This window comes from Flavobacterium sp. Root420, assembly GCF_001427905.1.
Taxonomy (GTDB): Bacteria; Bacteroidota; Bacteroidia; order Flavobacteriales; family Flavobacteriaceae; genus Flavobacterium.
Map to the genome: position 1 here is coordinate 29,796 of NZ_LMEF01000004.1, position 21,850 is coordinate 51,645.

Annotated in this window: 13 protein-coding genes; 4 read left to right on the forward strand and 9 right to left on the reverse strand. The window is 35.9% G+C overall.

The genetic code is table 11. The features are described from left to right. Positions 1-230 precede the first annotated feature (230 nt). From ASC72_RS05030 to ASC72_RS05045, 4 genes are all read left to right on the forward strand, one after another. On the forward strand, positions 231-1,124 hold the full coding sequence (locus tag ASC72_RS05030) for a dienelactone hydrolase family protein (protein WP_056187770.1): 894 nt from the start codon (positions 231-233) through the stop codon (positions 1,122-1,124). Between the two features lie 129 nt (positions 1,125-1,253). After that, on the forward strand, positions 1,254-2,465 hold the full coding sequence (gene hmpA / locus ASC72_RS05035; RefSeq protein ID WP_056187773.1) for an NO-inducible flavohemoprotein: 1,212 nt from the start codon (positions 1,254-1,256) through the stop codon (positions 2,463-2,465). A gap of 506 nt (positions 2,466-2,971) precedes the next feature. Next, the gene (locus ASC72_RS05040; protein ID WP_056187776.1) at positions 2,972-3,421 is read left to right on the forward strand and encodes a response regulator; all 450 of its coding nucleotides are present in this window, start codon (positions 2,972-2,974) and stop codon (positions 3,419-3,421) included. Between the two features lie 12 nt (positions 3,422-3,433). Further along, a complete protein-coding gene (locus tag ASC72_RS05045; RefSeq protein ID WP_056187779.1) occupies positions 3,434-5,920 on the forward strand; it encodes a PAS domain-containing sensor histidine kinase in 2,487 nt (828 codons plus the stop codon). Between the two features lie 71 nt (positions 5,921-5,991). Here the strand turns inward: ASC72_RS05045 and ASC72_RS05050 are convergent, their stop codons facing one another. The 9 genes from ASC72_RS05050 to ASC72_RS05090 all read right to left on the reverse strand — a co-directional run bounded on the left by ASC72_RS05050 (position 5,992) and on the right by ASC72_RS05090 (position 21,690). Then, positions 5,992-7,905: a sialate O-acetylesterase gene (locus tag ASC72_RS05050; RefSeq protein WP_056187782.1), complete on the reverse strand. Its 1,914-nt coding sequence runs from the start codon at positions 7,903-7,905 to the stop codon at positions 5,992-5,994. Between the two features lie 235 nt (positions 7,906-8,140). Then, on the reverse strand, positions 8,141-10,060 hold the full coding sequence (locus tag ASC72_RS05055) for a RagB/SusD family nutrient uptake outer membrane protein (RefSeq protein WP_056187785.1): 1,920 nt from the start codon (positions 10,058-10,060) through the stop codon (positions 8,141-8,143). A gap of 11 nt (positions 10,061-10,071) precedes the next feature. Then, positions 10,072-13,164: a TonB-dependent receptor gene (locus ASC72_RS05060; RefSeq protein ID WP_056187787.1), complete on the reverse strand. Its 3,093-nt coding sequence runs from the start codon at positions 13,162-13,164 to the stop codon at positions 10,072-10,074. A gap of 583 nt (positions 13,165-13,747) precedes the next feature. Then, on the reverse strand, positions 13,748-14,404 hold the full coding sequence (gene fsa, locus ASC72_RS05065) for a fructose-6-phosphate aldolase (protein WP_056187790.1): 657 nt from the start codon (positions 14,402-14,404) through the stop codon (positions 13,748-13,750). Between the two features lie 337 nt (positions 14,405-14,741). Next, a complete protein-coding gene (xylA, locus tag ASC72_RS05070; protein ID WP_056187793.1) occupies positions 14,742-16,067 on the reverse strand; it encodes a xylose isomerase in 1,326 nt (441 codons plus the stop codon). A 9-nt stretch (positions 16,068-16,076) separates the two neighbouring features. Then, positions 16,077-17,561 carry a xylulokinase gene (locus ASC72_RS05075; RefSeq protein ID WP_056187796.1) on the reverse strand — a complete coding sequence of 495 codons (1,485 nt, stop codon included), beginning with the start codon at positions 17,559-17,561 and terminating at the stop codon, positions 16,077-16,079. Positions 17,562-17,564: 3 nt separating this feature from the next. Continuing rightward, positions 17,565-18,575, reverse strand: a complete 1,011-nt coding sequence (locus ASC72_RS05080; RefSeq protein WP_056187800.1) for a GntR family transcriptional regulator — start codon at positions 18,573-18,575, stop codon at positions 17,565-17,567. A gap of 620 nt (positions 18,576-19,195) precedes the next feature. Continuing rightward, positions 19,196-20,224 carry a glycoside hydrolase family 43 protein gene (locus ASC72_RS05085; protein WP_056187803.1) on the reverse strand — a complete coding sequence of 343 codons (1,029 nt, stop codon included), beginning with the start codon at positions 20,222-20,224 and terminating at the stop codon, positions 19,196-19,198. Positions 20,225-20,256: 32 nt separating this feature from the next. Beyond that, positions 20,257-21,690: an MFS transporter gene (locus ASC72_RS05090; protein WP_056187806.1), complete on the reverse strand. Its 1,434-nt coding sequence runs from the start codon at positions 21,688-21,690 to the stop codon at positions 20,257-20,259. Between the last annotated feature and the right edge of the window lie 160 nt (positions 21,691-21,850).

Sequence of the window (21,850 nt, forward strand, 5' to 3'; positions counted from 1 at the left end):
TTTTATAACATCTATTTTTAATAGTTTTTACAGAATAAGATGAGGTTTAACTGACCTGATACGAGACTTCATCTTAATCTATTATGGCTTAGACCAATATTTAAAACTTCAAAACAGCAGTTAAATTAGTTTGCATTTTAGTAAAAACATACTGAATATCAAATACTTAAAATTATTTTAAATTACGAATCATTTTATTTTCTAAATTAGTTTTTCAAAAAATAAACGATATGCAGAAATTAACCAAAGAAGATATTTCGCAAGAAGTATTCGATTTATATGATGATTATGCCCACAATAAAATAGAAAGAAGACAGTTTATCGAAAAGCTTTCCATTTTTGCAGTAGGCACGCTGACCCTTCCATCGCTTTTAAGTTTTATGATGCCAAATTATGAAGACAGCATTTTAATTAAACCCGGAGATCCAAGGATAAAATCGGATTACATAACCTATCAGTCTCCTAAAGGTGGCGGTACCATTAAAGGACTTTTATCGCAGTCCGTTGAAACCAAAAAAAAATTACCCGGAATTATTGTCGTGCATGAAAACCGAGGCCTTAATCCGTATATCGAAGACGTAGGCCGAAGAGCTGCTGTTGAGGGTTTCATAACACTTGCACCAGATGCCTTATCACCATTAGGCGGCTATCCCGGAAATGACGATGCCGGACGCGAACTGCAAAAAAAACGAACCCGAGAAGAAATGCTCGAAGATTTTATTGCTGCTTATGAATACTTAAAAACCCACAAAGACTGTAATGGTTATGTAGGCGTTGTAGGCTTTTGTTTTGGTGGATGGATTTCTAATATGATGGCCGTAAAAATACCGACTTTACCTGCCGCGGTTCCGTATTATGGAGGACAACCTACCAAAGAAGAAGCTGAAAAAATAACAACTCCGCTCCTGCTGCATTACGCTGGTTTGGATACACGCGTAAACGAAGGCTGGCCAGCTTTTGAAGAAGTCCTGAAAAAGAATAAAGTTGAAAACACAGCCTATTTTTATCCCGGCGTGAATCATGGTTTTCATAATAATACAACACCAAGATATGACGAAGCTGCTGCAACTTTATCATGGACACGAACTATTGATTTTTTTAGAGAGAAATTGAAAAAGAAATAAGTCAAAATAGGGGTCTAATTTTATTATTATGATTTGAGTCATAAAACTAAGCCTTAACTGGTAATTAAATTTGTCAATATAAATGCTCAGGTAGCAGTATTTATCTAAATCAAATTTTAATATCACAAAATGAATTCACATCAAAAAGAACTTATCAAAGCTACAATTCCAATTTTAAGAGCCAGCGGCGAAGACCTTACCAGTTATTTTTATAGCAGAATGTTCAGAGAACATCCGGAACTGCGAAATATCTTTAATATGGGAAACCAGGCCAACGGAAGACAAAAATCAGCTTTGGCAAATGCAGTTTTGGCTTACGCCGAAAATATAGAAGATCCGGGTGTTTTACTTGGCGTTCTGAAGGGAATCGGAACCAAACACAGAAGTCTTAATATTCAACCTGAACAATATAAAATCGTCGGAACACAATTGATTGCTTCTATTGGCGAAGTTGTAGGTGAAGCCGCTACTCCTGAAATATTAGAAGCCTGGACAGTCGCCTACTATCAATTGGCAAAAATTATGATCGATCTTGAAAAAGGTTTATATGAAGAAAATGCAGCCAAACCCGGAAGCTGGAACGGCTGGAGAAAATTTGTCATTAAACGAATTGTTGAAGAATCAACAGAAATCAAATCCTTTTATCTCTATCCTGAAGATGGAAAAGAAATTACTAATTTTCACGCTGGCCAATTTATCAGTGTTCAGGTTTTTGTTCCCGAATTAGGTCTTTTACAACCGAGACAATATAGTTTATCGAGTGCTTTTAATCCTGAATATTATCGAATTTCAGTAAAAAAAGATATCGGAATTGCACCAAACCCATCTGGCATGGTTTCCCAAACTTTACATTCAAAATCAGAAGGAGATATTATTTCAATTTCGGCTCCAGCCGGATTATTCCATTTAGAAAAAGATGCTGAAAATCCATTGGTTTTAATTAGTGGCGGCGTTGGCCTTACTCCTATGCTGAGCATGCTGGAAACCAATTTAAATGCCCTTCAAAATAAAAAAACAGTCTGGATTCACGGATGCCGAAATGAATCTGTTCACGCTTTTAAAGAACAGATTTCAACGTTGAAAGAAGATGCTAAATGGCTGGAAACATTTACTTTTTATGATTCGGCACAAAACGATGACGATATTTCAAATCAGATAATTGAGGGACGCGTCGATCTTCATAAATGTAAAGACGCTATTTTATTAGAAGATGCTAAATTTTATATCTGTGGACCTGAAATATTCATCAAAACACAATATGAAACCTTAATCAATTTGAATATCAATCAGGAAAATATCTTTTATGAAGAATTTGGCCCTCAATTGATTAATTTGAATTAAAATAAAAGTTGTTCCATTTTACAAGAAGAAAAAAATATCCTTTTAAAGAATTTGACCACAACATTTTTTATCACTTTGACATTGGCCTCTATAAATTGTACGGACAAATCTAATTTTATGTTTTTTTGGATGCGTTCCTGAAGAGCAGCAAGCCTGACTTCAAACTTTTTTTTCCTTTATTATATTTTCCAATAAAAAATAAAATCTTAAAACCTCCAGTCTGTTTGGAGGTTTTTCTTTTTTGTAAATTAAAGTTAAGCTTAAAATCAAAGCAATCTTTCGAGGTTTACTTTCAAGCAAAAAAAGTCTTAAAACAAAAAAAAGATTATGAAATTTTACTTTAAATCGTTAAATTTATTGGTTTATTATGAATTCGTACTATTATAATTAGCCTTATCTTAGCACAAACAAAACATTTTTTAGATTCAGAATTTCATAAAATACAAACAAAATGAGATATTTAAATTTAGAAAACATGATCCAAACAAATTTTATCCTACTATAAAATGAATAAACACCACTACAATCTTTTACTAGCGGACGATGATGAAGACGATTGCGCTTTTTTTAAAGAAGCACTTGACGAATTATCGCTTTCGGTATCTCTTGTTGTTGTTAACGATGGCGTTCAGCTTATGGATTATTTAACTGCTAATTCTTCCAATAATTTGCCGGATATGTTATTTCTTGATCTCAATATGCCCCGCAAAAATGGTCATGAATGCCTGAAAGAAATAAAAGAAATTGAAAAACTCCATACGTTGCCAATAATTATTTTCTCAACATCTCTGGATATCGAAATTGTTGATTTGATGTATAAAAAAGGGGCGACTTATTATATTCGTAAACCCGGTGAATTTTCTAAATTAAAAAAAGTGATTGGCAATGCCTTGCATGTAGCTTCTCAAAACAAATTAAAACAACCTGTACGAGAGCATTTTGTTCTTCAACCTTAAATAGTTTTTGGAATGAACCGTACAAATAAGGAACATTATTTTCTAGCCGGTGGTGGAAAAATGGGCGAATTGATACGTACCAAGGACTGGAGTAAAACAGTATTAGGCGATCCTGAAACCTGGCCTCCAAGTCTTTGTACAATGGTGGCAGTTATGTTGAGTAATCCCTTTGGAATGTACATAGCATGGGGTGATAATTATACACAATTGTACAATGACGGATACCTGCCTATTTTAGGATCGGCCAAACATCCTGATGCCTTAGGAATTAGTGCCGAACAAACATTTTCGGAAATATGGGATATAATAGGACCTATGTTTGCAGGTGCCATGGAAGGTACACCCGTTGGCTTTCTTAATTTTATGCTGCCATTAAATAGAAATGGTTTTATAGAAGAATGTTACTTTGATTTTTCATACAGTCCAATTAGAAAAGAAGATGGAACAGTTGGCGGAGTGTTAGTTACTGCGATTGAAACTACCGAAACAATAAGAGATATTACTGACGAAAAAAAGCATCAGCAAGAACTGGAACTAAGTGAAAAAAGATTTCGTACTCTGGTGATGGAATCTCCTGTACCAAAAGCAATTGTTAAAGGGAAAGATATGGTTATTGAAATTGCCAATGCTGTCCTTTTGAAAAACATTTGGAAGAAAAAAGAAAGTGATGTCCAGGGCAAAAAACTTTTCAAAATATTTCCGGAACTTAGAAAACAAAAATATGCTCAGCTATTAGAGCAGGTATACGAAACCGGAAATGTATACGCTGAATCAGAGTCTCTTTTGTACATTAATAGAAACGGTAAAAACCATGAGTATTATATTGATTTTGAATATGCTCCACAACGTGAATCCGACAACACTATCTCCGGAATAAAAATTACGTTGATTGACGTTACTGAGAAAGTACAGGCCAGAAAAAAAATAGAAGAAAGCGAAAAACGATTCCGTTCTTTAACCGAAAGTATTCCGCAATTAATTTGGGAAACAGATGAAAAAGGTAATTTATTATTTGCTTCGGGCAAATGGTTCGAATATACCGGAATTGAACCGAGCGGAGAAGCAGAATGGAGAGCTATGATTCATCCCGATGACTTTGATGAAAATGCCAAGATATGGAGTCATAGTTTAGCCACAGGAGCAGCGTATCGCTGCGATGTTCGCGTAAAAAGAAAAGATGGTAATTACAGATGGCATGCCGTAATTGGAGAACCAGTTTTAGATATAGACAATACTATAATCAAATGGGTTGGTGCCTTTACCGACATTCATACCGAAAAGGCATTTACTCACGAACTCGAACAGCAAGTGGCTGCCAGAACGAAGGAACTAAGTTTGATGAATGAATCGCTTCAAAAAAGTGAAGAACGTTATCATTTAATGGTGGAAGAGGTTCAGGATTATGCTATTTTGTATCTTAATCATGAAGGAATTGTAGAAAACTGGAATTTAGGTGCTGAAAAAATTAAAGGATACAAGGCTGAGGAAATTATTGGAAAAAATTTCTCGAATTTCTATACCGAATCAGATCGAAATAGCAACCTTCCTCAAAAACTTTTAAATATTGCCATCGAAAAAGGAAAAGCGACACAAGAAGGCTGGCGCGTTCGTAAAGATGGAAGCCTTTTTTGGGCAAGTGTTGTCATTACCGCTGTTCATAACAAAAAAGGTCAGGTGATTGGTTTTTCAAAAGTAACGCATGATTTAACAGAGAAAAAGAAAGCAGATGATAAATTAAAATTAAATGCTTTAGAACTGGAACAGAAAAATGCAGAACTGGAGAAAATGAATCAGGAACTTCAATCTTTTGCTTATATCTCGAGCCATGATTTGCAGGAACCATTAAGAAAAATACAAACTTTTGCTACGTTAATTCTGGAAAAAGAATTTGAAAACTTATCTGATAACGGAAAAGATAAATTTCAGCGTATGCAAAATGCTGCAAAGCGCATGCAAACATTAATTAACGATTTACTTTCTTATTCAAGAACTAATATTCAGGAACGCATATTTGAAAAAACAGATCTTTCTAAAATTGTTGACGAAGTAAAAGACGATTTACAAGAAGAAATTGAACAAAAAAACGCCACAATTGAAAACTGTGAGAGTTGTGAAGCCAATATTATTCCGTTTCAATTTAGACAGCTTTTATACAATCTAATAAGCAACTCGCTTAAATTCTCTAATCCTGAAACGCCAGTTGTCATAAAAATTAGCAGTAAAATTGTGAAAGGCGCAGCTTTAGAAAATAAAAAATTAGAGAAGGATACTAATTACTGTCATATACAAATTAAAGACAACGGAATTGGTTTTGAGCAACAATACAGTTCCAAAATTTTTGAAGTTTTTCAGCGTTTGCATGGAAAATTAGACTACACGGGAACTGGTATTGGTCTCGCCATTGTAAAAAAAATAGTAGACAATCATAACGGAATTATTACAGCAACCGGCGAAAAAAACAAAGGAGCTACATTTGATATTTATATTCCGGTTCGATAACTATTTAAAATATAAAAGCGGGGTTTCAATTTAGAAATCCCGCTTTTATTTGCTTATAATTGACTATGATTTTACAAACCTCCTTCAAAAGGAGAAGCCGGTAAGTTTTCTTTGTTGTATAAATCAGCCTGATCCGGATTATCTGCCCAGGCATATCGTACTTTCTTAGGATTTAAAACAGCTGCATTGGAAACCAAAATTTTATCACCTTCAATTACGGCATCAGCCCAAACAAATTTACCGTCTTCGCCAGCAATTTCAAATGCTTTGAGAGCTTTATTGTCTTTAGCCATTAAACCTGTTCCGATATCGGTGAAACTCAAAACAAGTTGATTTCCTTTTTGTTCCAAAGATTTAAAAAGTGGTCCTGAAGCAACAAGATCTTTTTCTCCATAAACCATTTTTCTGGCCAATAATGAAAGTCTTCTTCCAACATCGTATTTGTTTAGAGGATGAATATCATTCCATTCTCCAAGGTCGATTGTTACTGCCATTCCTGTATTCGGAACTGCTAAAGTATTTTTTTGCTGTTGTCGCAATGCAGCCCAATTACTTTCGCCCGGTTCTGTTTTTGGCGCCATAAAATTAGTAAGCTGCACGTATAAAAACGGAAAAGAACCTTGCTTCCACTCTGTTCTCCAGTTTGTGATTAAGGCTTCCATTAAAGCTGAATATTCTTCGGGTTTTTTAGTGCTCGATTCACCCTGATACCAAAGCACACCTTTTATCGCATAATTTTTCAAAGGCGCAATCATCGCATTATACAGTCCTACAGGTTTCCATCTTATAAAAGTCTGTGGCGGCAAAGGCAGCATTTTTACTCCTAATTTATATTTCCATGAACCTTTCAGGTCGATTACTTCATTTCCAAGTAGCAATTCATATGGTTTATCTTCAACAAATCCTCCTCTTCCTGAATTATTTATGACGCGAACGGCAATTTCATTTTTTCCTTCTTTTAAAAACTTCGCATCAAAAGGATAAATTCTTGGCGGATACATATACGATGTTGTACCCACAAAATGGCCGTTTACATAAACCGAATCAGCATCGACAATTCTTCCTAAAATTAGTTTTGCATTGCTTTCTTTTAAATTTGAAACTGTAAATTCTTTTCGGAACCAGACCACACCATTTACATTTCCTAATTCATTATCGGCCCAATATCCGGGAATATTCATGCTTTTCCAATCCGAATCTTCTAACTCAGGATTTAACCATTTATTCTTCAAACCTTCATCCTCACTATTTATAGTGGAGTACCAGGTCGCGTTAATCTTTTTATCGCTTGCTTCAATTTGAGCACCTAATGTCCCATCTTTGAATTTCTGATACTCAGTATCATATTCCGGAAACTTTTTGACAGCATCTGCACTGATCCATGATTCGGCTGGAGAACCTCCTAAAGCACTATTAATTAATCCAATTGGGATTTTATATTTTTGATAGATTTCATCGGCAAAAAAATAAGCAACTGCAGAGAACTTTAAAATGTTTTCTGGATTAGCCGAAAGCCATTCTCCTGATGAAAAATCTATATTTTCTTTTGCAAATTCGTATTGATCAGGAACCAAAAATTGTCTGATATTGTTATTATCAATCTTTGCAATTACCTCTTTATATTTACCCTTAACACGTTCCATAGGAAGTTCCATATTCGATTGTCCGGAACAAAGCCAGACATCACCAATCAGGATATTTTTGAGTACAATAGTATTGCTGGCAGATAAAGTCATTTCGTATGGTCCGCCCGCTTTTTGAGACGGCAGTGTAACGATCCAGTTGCCATCTTTCGCAGCTGTCGTTTTAAACTTTTTTTGATTGAAGTTAATTTCGATCTTTTCATTTGGCGATGCCCATCCCCAGATTTTCAGCGGAATATCGCGTTGCAAAACCATTCCATCGCTAATTAACCTCGGCAATTTTATCTGAGCATAAATACTGCTGCAAATAAACAATGTTATAAAGATGAGTGTTTTTTTCATTTTATTTTTCTTTTAAAATCCGGACTATCATTATTCTGCTGTTGAATTTACGCTGAAATATTTACAATAAAAAGATTTCATTGGTTCAACAACAAAAAGCCGAAAGAAATAAACTCCCGGCTTTTTTGGAAACAAACTTATATTAATGTTATAAATTAATTCTGTAAAAAAAACTTATAACTACTAACTAACTACTTTTAGATCTAACCAAATTTGTTTCAATATTTATTTTATTTTAATAACCAGGATTCTGATAAACAGCTTTTTCTTCAGCAGTCATTATCATGGCATCAAATTGAGACTGAGGAATTGGACGTAAATAGTGATATGGTTTAATGTCTCTGACTACAGTTGCTGGTGTGTGGTCTCCATAAGAGGTGCCGCAAATTCTATAGAAACCTGAAAGTTCTGTCCATTTTTGAGTACGAATCAAATCGAACCAGCGATACCCTTCACCAAAATATTCACGTGAGCGTTCAGCTAAAATGTAGTTAATATCAATAGTTGCAGGTGTCGCTGCAATCATTGCAGCACTGTTATCTGCTGTTTTTACTACATTTCCATTGTTATCAAATCTCCATTTTCCAGCACGGGCACGTAAAACATTTACTAGTTCTCTCGCGCTTTTCCCACCTTGAGGAGCGGCACCCATTACGGCTGCTTCTGCCGCAATTAAATACAGTTCTGATAATTTAGCTATATTAAAAGGACGGGTACTTGCAGCATTTGGCTGGCCTAAACCTCCGGCGCCATCTGTACGGTAAACTCCCAGTTTCCATAATCCAGGGAATAAAATTCTGCTTACTCCACTTGGTGAGATAACAAAATCGGATCTCCCTGGCAATACTCCTGCACCAACACTTCCGGTTGAAGCAGTATAAACCACTGATGGATCGTCATTATTCAGGAATGAAAGTATGGCACCTCCCGGAGCAACCGGTAAGCCATTAGCATTATTTAATGTTGGAGAAGTATTTCCCGCCTTATTCCAGTTACCACGATATACGGTTGTAAATGTGCCATCGTAACGAGAATCATTTGTTTTGTCAGCGAATGTGTTTGTGATTGCGCCAATAGTTGGACACATACGAACATAAGGACGACCTAAGTGTTGTTCTGCTTCACGTTGTACAGAACTTACTCCTGAACTTCTGATGTTAGTGTAATTTGGAGTCATCATCCAAACAGCAAAATTTTCAGGTGCAGCACCATTGGAATAGGTTAAACTGCTGGCATTAAAAAATTCGCTTTTTTCAGTGTGGTCAGCATATAATACGATTTCACTATTACGGTCATTACTTCCTAAGTGTACATCATAATAAGTTGGTTGTAATGCAAAAGCACCATGAGAGTCAATTCCGGCTGCGGCTACATCATAAGCTTTTTGAAAATACCACGCTGCATCGTGTCCGTCAGGATCTACGCGAGTAGCTTCCGGATAGGTTGGAATGTTATTTGGATTTTTCAACCACCATGCATACGTTAAATACGCTTTTGCCAAATAAAGTCTGGCTGCCGTTTTAGTTACCCCGCCTTTTACTCTTCCAACATCTGGTAAGTCATTTACCGCTGTCACTAAATCAGGAAAAATACCTTTGGTATAAACCTGAGGAACGGTATTTCTAACAGAAGATCGTGATGGGCTTGTATTGAATTTAAGTTCTCCTGCACCCAAATCTAATGGAACTCCACCGAAAGTCTGAACTAGCATAAAGTAGTCAAATGCACGGAAAAATCTGGCTTCGGCAATCATCGCATTTGAAATAGTTCCAATTGCCTGAGCATTTTCAATAATACCGTTGGCAGTATTGATGTTAATGAATGCGGGTTGCCACAAAGCATCAGTACGGCTTGAAGATGGCGTAATCGATCCTACTCCTGAAAGATCCATATCCTTGAAGTTGGCATCTGCACTTTGTGCGTATGTTGCTTCATCGGTTCCGGTTTCAGTCGTATTGTAATAGTAGCCTTGTCCGTAGATATAACGTAAGTGTGCATACATTGACGTTAATCCTCCAATAACCCCTTTTTCGGTTTTAAAATATTCGGGAGTGTAAATACTGCGAGGCTCTTCTTCTAAAACATTAGAACAGGCTCCCAGGAACAGCGTTATTATTGCTGTTACCATAAAAGTTTTTATTTGTATAGGTTTCATCGTTATCTTTTTTAAAATGTTAAATTAAGGCCAAGTAAGACAGTACGCGTTGAAGGCGTGTTTGTTCCTAATGTCAGTAAACGTTTTTTGTAAAAATCGGTTACTGCTGCATTTTCGTTTCCATATGAGTTGGTTTCCGGATCCATACCTGTTTCTTTGTGGTAAGGCGAATAGATTACGAATGGATTTTGTATGGTACAGTAAAGGCGAAATCTATCAACTCCTAAATCCTTAATAAATTTTTCAGTAATGTTATAACCAAGGGTGATCGTACGAATTTTAACGTAAGAAGCATCGAAGTATCCTAAAGTAGATCCGTATTTTGGATTGTCATTACTTGTAGCTCCACCTGGTCTTGGATATTTAGCATCTGTGTTTTCAGGTGTCCAGTAGTCTACTTTTACGTTTCCTCTACGTCCGCTTAACATATTTAGGTAACCTGATGAAGAGTAAAGTGTACTAATAAGAACTCCACCACTCTGGAAAGCACCTACAACACTAAGATCTAAATTTTTATAAGCTACACGAGTATTGAAACCTCCCTGGAAATCAGGATTCACATCTATAATTTGTCTGTCTGCTGGTCCAATTTGTCTTGTTGGTGTGCCATCTGCATTGAAATCACCAGTATATTTAACTTTAATCATTCCCACATTTCCTCCTGGCTCATATTTGGTAAGATTTGCATCTCCTTCTTGCCAAAGTCCTATTTTCTGATAATCATAAATTACATCAATTGGGTGCCCTACAAACCACCAGTTGTTTTCGTCTCTTTGTTGTCCTGAAGAAAGTGCAACCAACTTGTTTTTGTTAGAATAATAGTTTACACCAACATCCCACGACCAACCATTAAAGTTGTCCAATATTGCTCCATTAAGCGTCAATTCATACCCTTTATTTTGAGTTTGTCCCACATTTGCCGTGTAGCTACCCACACCTGCTGTTGGAGGCAGGTTTACATCCAAAAGAATATCTTTTGTATCCGTAACATAGTATTCTGCTGTACCGGTTAAACGATTTTTAAAGAAGGCAAAATCTACTCCATAATTTATTGTGCTGGAATATTCCCAACCCAATTCAGGATTAGGCAGCTTAGATACATAGTAACCAGTTGTATTCACATCTCCAAAGTTGTAGGGTCTGGAAGCTAAAAGCCCAAGTGTAGAGTAAGGGGCAACTGCCTGGTTTGAAGTTTCTCCATAACCTGCGCGTAGCTTTAACTGATCCAGCCAGCTAACCTCTTGCATAAAAGATTCATTTTTAACATTCCATCCAGCTGATACTGCAGGATAAGTATGCCATTTATGTCCTTCAGCAAGTCTTGAAGAAGCATCTGATCGTATAGTAGCTGTAATCATATAACGATTGTCATAAGAATACATGGCACGTGCCATATAAGAGATCAATCCACTTTTATAATAATCCTGATTGTCCGGATTAATCGAAATTTCGCCAGCTGCTCTTCCTAAGTTGTAAAATTGGAAAGAGTCAGAAGGAACATCTTTTGCATTAACTTGTGATTTGTTGTAACTGGTTTGTTCTGAAGAGAACATAGCGACTGCATTTACCTGATGTTTTCCAAAGGTACGATCGTAAGAAAGCAAGTTTTGGATTGCCCAGTTAGTACTCAGAGTGTTAACAATTTGAGCCGTTGAAACTGTTGTTGGGTTGACACTAAATACGCCTTCTCCTGTATATTGACCTCCATTAGTAGTACGGAAATTACCGCCTAAATCGATATGGTATTTTAAACCTTCAATACCAGGTATTTTTAATTCAGCATATAAATTGTTGTATGAACTATATGCTTTAGTTTGATCGATCCATTTATCGCCCAAATTTTCTACAGTTTCTCTAGTATATACCCAGTTTTCATCTAATGGCATCTTAACAGTTCTTTTCAAAGAACCATCCGCATTATATGGATTAGCAATTGGCGTCGTACTCAAAGTACTGTATAGACCTAAATTACCTCCGTTTGTAATGGAGTAATTGTTATTTGTAGTAAAACCAAATTTGAAATACTTTCCAACTGCCTGATCAACAGCACCTCTCAAAGTTAGACGTGCATAATCCTGTCCAGGTAATACTGCTTCTTCCTTGTAATAACTAGCTCCAAAATTATAGTTACCTGTTTCAGTACCACTTGCAACGCCTATATCATGATTTGTTACTATACCAGATCTAAACATCAGGTCCTGCCAATCCGTATTTACATTATCAGCTTCGTCCGGACCGTTTGCATAAAGTGGCGCAGTAGTACCCGGCAGAGTCGCTATTTTACGTAATGCAACAAACTCTGAATTGTTCATCATTGGAAATTTGGCAAAAATATTTTTTAAACCACTATAAGTATTGTAAGTAAAGGTCGCTTTTTGACCTTTTTGACCTTTATTGGTTGTTATCAAAATAACACCATTAGCACCACGTGATCCGTAAATAGCAGTTGCTGAAGCATCTTTTAGGATGTCAATACTTTTTATATTGTCCGGACTAATATCGCCAATTGAACCGGCGAAAGGAATACCATCCAAAACAACTAATGGGTTATTATCTGCTGTTAAGGAACGTGTACCTCTAATACGGATTTGCATTTCAGCACCTGGCTTAGATGAGGTTTGCGTCATCTGTACTCCGGCTAAACGCCCTTGTAAAGCTTGTGTAATATTAGCCGATGGCACTTCGCGAACGATGTCTCCTTTAATGGAAGCCACAGAACCTGTTACTGCTTCTTTTCGCTGCGTACCGTAACCGATAACAACAACTTCCTGCAGCGCATTAGAATTTTCCTGTAATACTGCATCGATCTTAGTTTTACCTGCAACAGGCACTTCTTTTGTTGTTAAACCAAGAAAACTAAATACCAATACTCCATTAGAAGGAACATTCGTAATAGTATAATTTCCATCAAAACCTGTAACGACACCTGTTTTAGTGCCTTTAATATTCACATTGGCACCCGGAATTGGTCCATTAGCATCAGAAACAACTCCAGTAACTGTTGTCTGAGCACTGGCACTCAAAGAAAACAGAAACATCAGCGATAGAAACCCCAAGCACTTTAGGAGCTTTGATTTGCTTTTAATTGTAAAAAAGTTAGTCATAAAAAATTGATTTAGATAATTAATAGAATGGTTGAGTTAGTTTTTTTTACTGTACGAAGATTAAAACGAGAAGTTGTCTCAGAAGTCAGATTAAGACTTTTTTAATATTCATTTAACAAATATAAATAAAAATATAAAATACACAATCGGTTGCGTAATATTTTTTTATTTATATCGAAAAAAAAGTCAGAATAAAATAAGGTAAGTATAATTTTTAGGATAAAAGTTTACTTATATCATAACGAACAAAGCATTAAGAATCTAAATTTTAAAAGTAAATTAATCGATTTTAAAATTTAATAAGAAAAAAGCAAAAATTGTCATGGCAGTAGCAGCAGCACCAATGGGCTGAAAAAAGAAAGTTTATTTGTACTAATTGACAACTTTAAACCTTAGTAAACAGGGACAATACGCTTATTCACTAATAAAAAATATGCGAAAAATACAATTTCGAATATTTCTATCTTCTTAATTTGATTTTCACACAATCGTTTGTTTTAAAACAAAAAAAAACTCCTACTAAAAGTAAAGGAGTTCTTAAAAAAGATAAAAAAACTATCCCAAAGAATGGGTCTTTATTTGGTTAAAGCTGCATCCTTTTAGCATCTTCAATAAATTGATTTAGTCCAATATCTGTCAAAGGATGTTTCAACAATCCCTTAATAGATGATAATGGTCCGGTCATTACATCAGATCCAACTTTGGCACAATTCACGACATGCATCGTATGTCTGATAGAAGCTGAAAGTATTTGTGTGTTGAAAGCGTAATTATCATAAATTTCTCTTATTTCTGAAATCAGGTGCATTCCGTCAGTTGAGATATCATCCAGTCTTCCTAAAAAAGGAGATACATAAGTTGCACCGGCTTTTGCAGCCAATAAAGCTTGTCCTGGTGAAAAAACTAAAGTAACATTGGTTCTGATTCCTTTATCTGAAAAATATTTACACGCTTTAATTCCGTCCGCGATCATTGGTAATTTCACTACGATTTGCTCGTGCAAAGCCGCAAGTTCCTCCCCTTCTCTAATCATTCCGTCAAAATCTGTCGAAATAACTTCTGCAGAAACATCGCCGTCTACAATATTGCAGATAGCAAGATAATGTTTCAAAATATTATCTTTTCCGGTAATTCCTTCTTTGGCCATCAATGACGGGTTTGTCGTAACCCCATCTAAAACGCCTAAAGCCTGAGCTTCTTTAATATCTTCTAAATTGGCAGTGTCTATAAAAAATTTCATTAGTTTGTGGTTTAAATTTATTTTTGATTAAATAATAGTTTCCTCTATCCAATTCCGTAAAGGGTTTAGAAACAGGCAATATGTTATATAATTTGAAAATTGAACAGTAAAGAAATTACTGTGAAAACAGTTTGAAAAACTATTTATTTTGAAGAAAATTTAATAATATGGCCGCCGACTCTTCAACCCAACGGCCATAAATTACTAAATAATTCACTTTATTCTCCCTGACAAATACACTAACCTAAATAGTTGCCAGAGATAAAAAAACGACAAAAACAATCTTGATTTCGGTTTAACTTCAATAACCGAAAATTATTTTTTTTTCTTCAATCGATTAAATATACTGATTGATGATATTTTCGAACAATTCTTGTTTACCACTTTGTAAATTTAATTCACCATTTTCCTGGGCAATTTTATACAAATCAGTTAAACTTAATTTCCCTTCTTCAAAAGCTTTTCCGTTTCCAGAATCGAAAGAACTATAACGTTCTGTTCTTAATTTATCATAAGGAGAAGATGTGATAATTTTGTCAGCCGTCAATAATGCTCTGGCAAAAGTATCGGCTCCACCAATGTGAGCTAAGAATACATCTTCCATATCTGTAGAGTTCCTTCTAATTTTGGCATCAAAATTAACTCCTCCACCTTGTAATCCACCTGCTTTTAAGAAAACCAACATCGCTTCTGTAACTTCCTGAATGTTATTTGGAAATTGATCAGTATCCCATCCGTTTTGATAATCACCTCTGTTAGCATCTAAACTTCCTAACATTCCAGCTTTGGCAGCTACTTCCATTTCGTGTTGAAAAGTGTGTTGCGCTAATGTAGCGTGATTCACCTCGATGTTCATTTTGAAATCTTTCTCTAAGCCATATTTATGCAAAAATCCAATAGCTGTAGCCGAGTCAAAATCATATTGGTGTTTCATTGGCTCCATAGGTTTTGGTTCAATGAAGAAATTTCCTTTGAATCCTTGTGCTCTTGCATAATCTCTTGCCTGAGCCAGGAATTGTCCCATATGATCCAATTCTCTACCCATATCTGTGTTCAGCAAAGTCATATAACCTTCACGACCTCCCCAGAATACATAGTTTTCTCCTCCTAAAGCAATGGTAGCATCCAATGCCAATTTTATTTGACCTCCGGCTCTTGCCAATACATTAAAATCTGGATTAGTTGCGGCACCGTTCATATATCTTGGATTAGAAAAACAGTTTGCAGTTCCCCAAAGTAATTTCACTCCTGAAGCGGCTTGTTTTTCTTTCAAATATTCTGTAATGGTAGCCAATCTGCTTTCTGATTCTGCAAAAGTAGCTCCTTCATTAACCAGGTCATAATCGTGAAAACAGTAATAGTCAAATCCCATTTTGGTAATGAATTCGAATGCTGCGTCTGCCTTTTCTTTTGCGGCAGCGATCGCATCTGTAGGCTGATCCCATGGAAAATGTTGCGTTCCAGGTCCGAATGGATCGCTTCCTTGTCCGCAGAAAGTATGCCAGTAAGCGATTGCAAATCTAAAGTGCTCACGCATTGTTTTTCCTGCTACAACCTGCTCTGGATTGTAATATTTAAATGCTAAAGGATTATCTGATTCCTTTCCCTCAAATTTAATTTGACCTATACCTTTGTAGTATTCTTTATTTCCTAAAACTATCATTTTGTTCTTTTATTTATTTGTTAATATTAGTTCTAATTCTTGTTTCCATTTTTGATACGCCTTTTCATATGGTTCTTTATTTTTTAACGGTAAGAAAGTCATTACGTGATCGTTCGTTGTGATACTTGAACCAAATTTGTTGTAGTCACCATCTTTTAAGCCAACTGCTCTTGCGGCACCGACTGCTCCTGTTGTATTATAAATTTCAATTTCGTGTCCAATTAATGTCGCAACGGTATTGGAGAAAATCTCAGAACGGAACAAGTTGTCGTTTCCGGCTCTAATCACATTAATTGTAGCGTTGTCGTCTTTTAAACATTCCATTCCATATACAAATGAAAAAGCAATTCCTTCCAGAGAAGCTCTGAATAAATGTGCGCTATTGTGAATATTTAAATTCAGATTTAAAAAGTGTGTTCCGATGTTTTTGTTGTTGAACATACGCTCGGCACCATTTCCAAATGGGATTACCACTACTCCATCAGAACCAATAGCGATTTTAGACGCTTTACGGTTCATTGATTCATAGGTTTCATCACCCATATTATTACGCAGCCAACGATACTGAATTCCGGCGCCGTTTATGTTTAATAATTTACCAATTCGTGGAGTTTCAACTTCGTAATTAACGTGTACAAAATTGTTGACTCTGTTGGTTTTATTTCCGTTAGCCATTTCGCTTACGGCATAAAAAACACCCGAAGTTCCACCTGTTGCCGCCACTTCACCTGGATTTAAAACATTTAAAGCCAAGGCGTTATTCGGCTGGTCTCCTGCTCTGTAAACAACTGGGATTCCAACAGGAAGCCCTGATTCTTTTGAAGCTTTTTCGTTTAAAGTTCCCTGATTGGTAAAATTCTCCACGATATCGGGAGTCAGTGATTGATCGATTCCGTAATAATCCAACAACCAGTTGGCTACTTTGTTTTCTTTATAATCCCAAAGCATTCCTTCAGACAAACCGTTTTTTGTTGTGGTTACTTTTCCGGTCAGCTTGTAGGCAATATAATCGCCCGGCAACATATATTTATAAACCTTACTATAGATTTCAGGTTCGTTTTCTTTCACCCATTTTAATTTTGAAGCGGTAAAATTCCCTGGAGAATTCAACAAATGCTCTGAACATTTTTCTGCCCCGATTTCGGCGTAAGCCTTATTTCCAATTTCAACCGCGCGGCTGTCGCACCAGATAATAGAGTTGCGCAAAGGGTTGCATGCCGCATCCACAATAACCAATCCGTGCATCTGATACGAAATACCAACACCCTGAATTTTAGAGGCATCAATATTAGCTTCACGAATAGCTCTTTTGGTAGCGGTACAAATATGTTCCCACCACATTTCAGGATCTTGTTCTGCCCAATCAGAGTGCAGTGACACTATTTCCATTTCGTTTTGCGGCTCATTCAAAACAATTATTTTTTTGCCTGTTTCAGCCTCAACAATAGCTGCTTTTACAGACGAGCTTCCGATATCATATCCTATATAATACATAACTTATAATGATTCTCTTAAAATTAAATTTGTTGGTATATAACACTGCACCACTTCATCATGCGTGATAAACGCCGCAGCTTTTGTTCCTAGTTCCTTAAAATCAGTCGATACAACCGAGATTCCTTTGTATATAAATTTCTTCATTGGCGTTTCGTTGTAAGACAAAAAGCCAACATCTTCTCCGGGCTCTAAATCCTTCTCTTTGCATTGTTCCAAAAAATGACCTAAAATCCTGTCACTAATACTGATGTAAGCAATTCCTTTTTCGATGTTGAACTTTTTTGCATCAGTAATAATTTCACTTTTAAAATTAAAATCAGCACAAAATTTCTTGAAAAATACTACTGTTTCCTTTGGGTGACTGGTATAATCAGGATAAATAAAATGAATGCTTTTATACTTCTTAAACAAATCAACAGCCTCTTTTAAAGCGTTGTAAAATGATTTTCCGAAATCCTGAAAAATATAATTATTCTCTTTTTTTGAATGAATATTCCAATCGATCAAAAGTAATTTGTCATTTGATATTGCCGATAATGTTGGCGCAACCTCCTTATTATCAAAATTCATTACCACATACTTGTAATATTTTCCCACGCTGTTATTGATGATCGTTTTAAAAACATCGATATTATAATGATGAAACTGCACATCGGTAATTACATTGTCCGGCAAATTATTCACAAACGAGTGATACAGAACCTCTTTATAGGCTTTGAAAGTATCTAATACCAAAAGCACTTTTCTGGTTTCACCTGAAACGTAATACCCTTTATTCGGAACTGAATCAATTACATTTTGCTCTTTTAAAATGGAATACGCTTTAAAAACAGTATCTCTCGACAACTGATTCTCCTTGCAAATTGCATTTACAGACGGAAGCAAATCTCCTTTTTGCAGAATATTCTCTGCAATGGCATTGTTAATTCCGTTGACCAACTGCTGGTACTTCGGAATATCACTGTCGTGATTGATTACAAATACAAATTTTTCCTGCGCTTCGTTCAACATACTGTTCCGTTCTGTTCTGGTCTGCTAAAGTAATTAATTGTTTGTAATAAAAAAATACTTTTTACATTAAAAATGTTAACTTTTAAAATAATTTGGGCGTGTCCCTCCGGGCCTGGCTATCCGTTTCAAGTCCTCGCACTTCCTTCGTCAGGCTCCGGGCTTTCCACTTCTATCCCTCACGCAAATCGTTTCAATAACCGTAACAAAACACTAATTTTCAAAAGCTCCAACAGAACGTACTATTTATAGCAAAAAATTAACAATTTCAAAAGCTCCAAATGAAGCGAGGTCAAAAGCTAAAATATGTCACCCCGATGGGGTTCATTTGCAATAAACTTGTCAATTCTATAAATATGGCGTCCCGCTGGGGCTTTTTTAGTACAGCAAAATTATTCTACATCCCAAGCTCCAGCGGAGCGTACTATTTATAGAAAAAAAATCACAACAATTCTAAAAGCTCCAGCGGAGCGATATTACGACCAACCATGATACTCCGATTGGGTCATTTGCAATAACTCGTATTCTATAATATAACGTCCCGCTGGAACCTTGCTTAATAAACCAATTGATGGCTATACCTTGAACAACCGGTTGTGATTTTCTTCAAATTTTTTTAATGTCTATTTTTCTTTTCTATCGTAAGGGTCAATCGTCACAATCGAACCATCCGCATTATATTCAATCTTGGTTACTTTGATCGATCTTAAATGTGTTACTCCTTTTGACAAACTTGAATCATGATAAAACAAATACCACTCGTTTTCAATTTCACAAATAGAATGATGCGAAGTCCATCCAATTACCGGATTCAGAATTCTTCCTTTATAGGTAAAGGGTCCATAAGGATTATCTCCTATTGCGTAACAAATAAAATGGGTATCTCCGGTTGAATACGAGAAATAATATTTACCATCATATTTATGCACCCATGAAGCTTCAAAAAAACGACGATCATTATCACCCGCTAATAAAACAGCTCCATTTTCATCCAGAATTTTGATTTCTCTTGGTTCTTCTGCAAATTCCTTCATGTCATCTGACAATAAAGCCACAATTGGCCCTAATGCAGGTTCATTTGATGAAGGTTCTTCATTTGCTTCATCGTATTTGTTGTTTCGGTATTTTTGAAGCTGACCTCCCCAAATACCACCAAAATACATATAATATTTTCCATCCTTGTCTTCAAAAACAGCAGGATCAATAGTATAACTTCCTTTAATCGCTTCCGGTTCCGGTATAAAAGGACCAGTTGGCGAATCGCTGATAGCTACTCCAATCTGGAAAATTCCGTTGGTACGTTTGGCCGGAAAGTATAAATAGTATTTTCCGTTTTTGCATGCAGCATCAGGCGCCCACATTTGTCGCTCTGCCCACGGAACATCATTTACATGCAAAGCAAGGCCATTGTCTACCGCTTCAGCGTTTACATTTTCCATCGAAATAACGTGATAATCTTCCATTCCGAAATGATCTCCATTATCGTTAAAGGGAATTCCGGCATCAATATCGTGTGACGGATAAATGTATATTTTTCCATTAAAAACGTGTGCTGATGGATCAGCTGTATACATATGATTTACTAATGGATTCGAGATTGCTCGTTTATCTAACTCTAAAAAGTCAATATTTTCAATACTATCTTCAGGCATTTTTTTTTAAGTTTTTTTAATTTTTAAATAAGCTAGGCTCTTCTTTCTTTTAAATCCGATTCAATTTGGATTTCCATTTTCTTGTCTATTTTATAGAAAAACAATAATCCAACACCAATCAGAAAAGGAATTGAAGGAAAAACGCTTACCAGCAGTTTTATTCCGTTAATGGCAATATCAGATTGGGTCAATGAATTCGGAACATAATCAAAATGCCCTAACAATGAAGTTGTTAAAGCTCCACCAATACTCAAACCGGCTTTTAAACCCACCATCATGGCCGAAAAAATAATCGCAGTCGCACGACGGTTATTCAACCATTCAGAATAATCGGCAACGTCTGCAATCATGGCCCACAGCAGCGGAATTGTAATTCCGTAGAAAAATCCGTGCAGGATTTGAGAGAAAAAAATCAGGCTGATTGATTTGGAAGAAAAGAAATAGAAAGCCAAAATAAATAAGGTGGAAACAAACAAAAAGGAACCAAAAATGTTTCGTTTACCATATTTATCTGCCAATCTTTTTGATAAGGTGATTCCGACGATCATAAAAATAATTCCGCCGGCATTAAACAAACCAAATCCTGCCGCAATAGGGTCATTCCCAAATTGATTCAGTCCAATTCCTGATAATCCGTCCAGTATAGGCTGAATAAAAATTGCCAGTTGTTGTTTGTCTACATAATTTTCAAAATAATATACATAAGCACCACCTTTCATGGCCAGGGTAACAAATACCAAAGTCGTCAAGGTTAGTATGATTACCCATGGTTTATTTTTTACTAAATCGCTTAAATCTTCCTTGATGCTTGATTTTTGTTCCGGTTTTGGAACGATACGTTCTTTGGTCGTGAAAAAAGTAATTAAAAGCATTATAGTTCCAATGATAGCCAAAACAGTCATTACTTTTTCGATACCAATGGCTTTATCTCCATTTCCGGCACTTTTTATAATTCCGAGCATAAAAACCTGAACAAAAAACTGTGCAAACATTACCGCAACAAAACGATAAGAAGACAAACTATTGCGTTCGCCCATATCTCCCGTAATTACACCACTTAAAGCCGAATATGGTAAATTGTTACTAGCATAAAACAAGAGCAAAAAAGTATACGTTACAACAGCGTAAATCACTTTACCATGATAGGCGAAATTAGGAGTTGTAAAAGCCAACAAAGCAATTACGCCTAAAGGCACTGCAGTCCATAAAATCCAGGGTCTGAATTTTCCCCATTTGGTATTGGTCCTGTCGGCCAAAACTCCAATAATCGGATTAAAGATAAAAGCTGCAATCAAACCAACAACCAACATAATAATAGAAGAATCTGTAGGCGATAATCCGTAAATATCGGTATAAAAATAAGCCAGATAAGTCATCAGGGTCTGAAAAACTAAATTGGCCGCAAGGTCGCCTAAGCTGTATCCAATTTTTTCTTTTATGGATAGTTTTTGAGTATTAAAATTCATTCTTCTTTTGTGGTTATTTCGGGTTAGTTTTATAATCCAATTTCATTAAAACCGGATTATTTTATTAGCTCTGGTACTGATTTCAAAAGGCTTTTACTTAAGCAATCGGTTGTGTAAAATTAGCAAAAAAAACATACCGTCCAAATTTACTTTGCTTTAT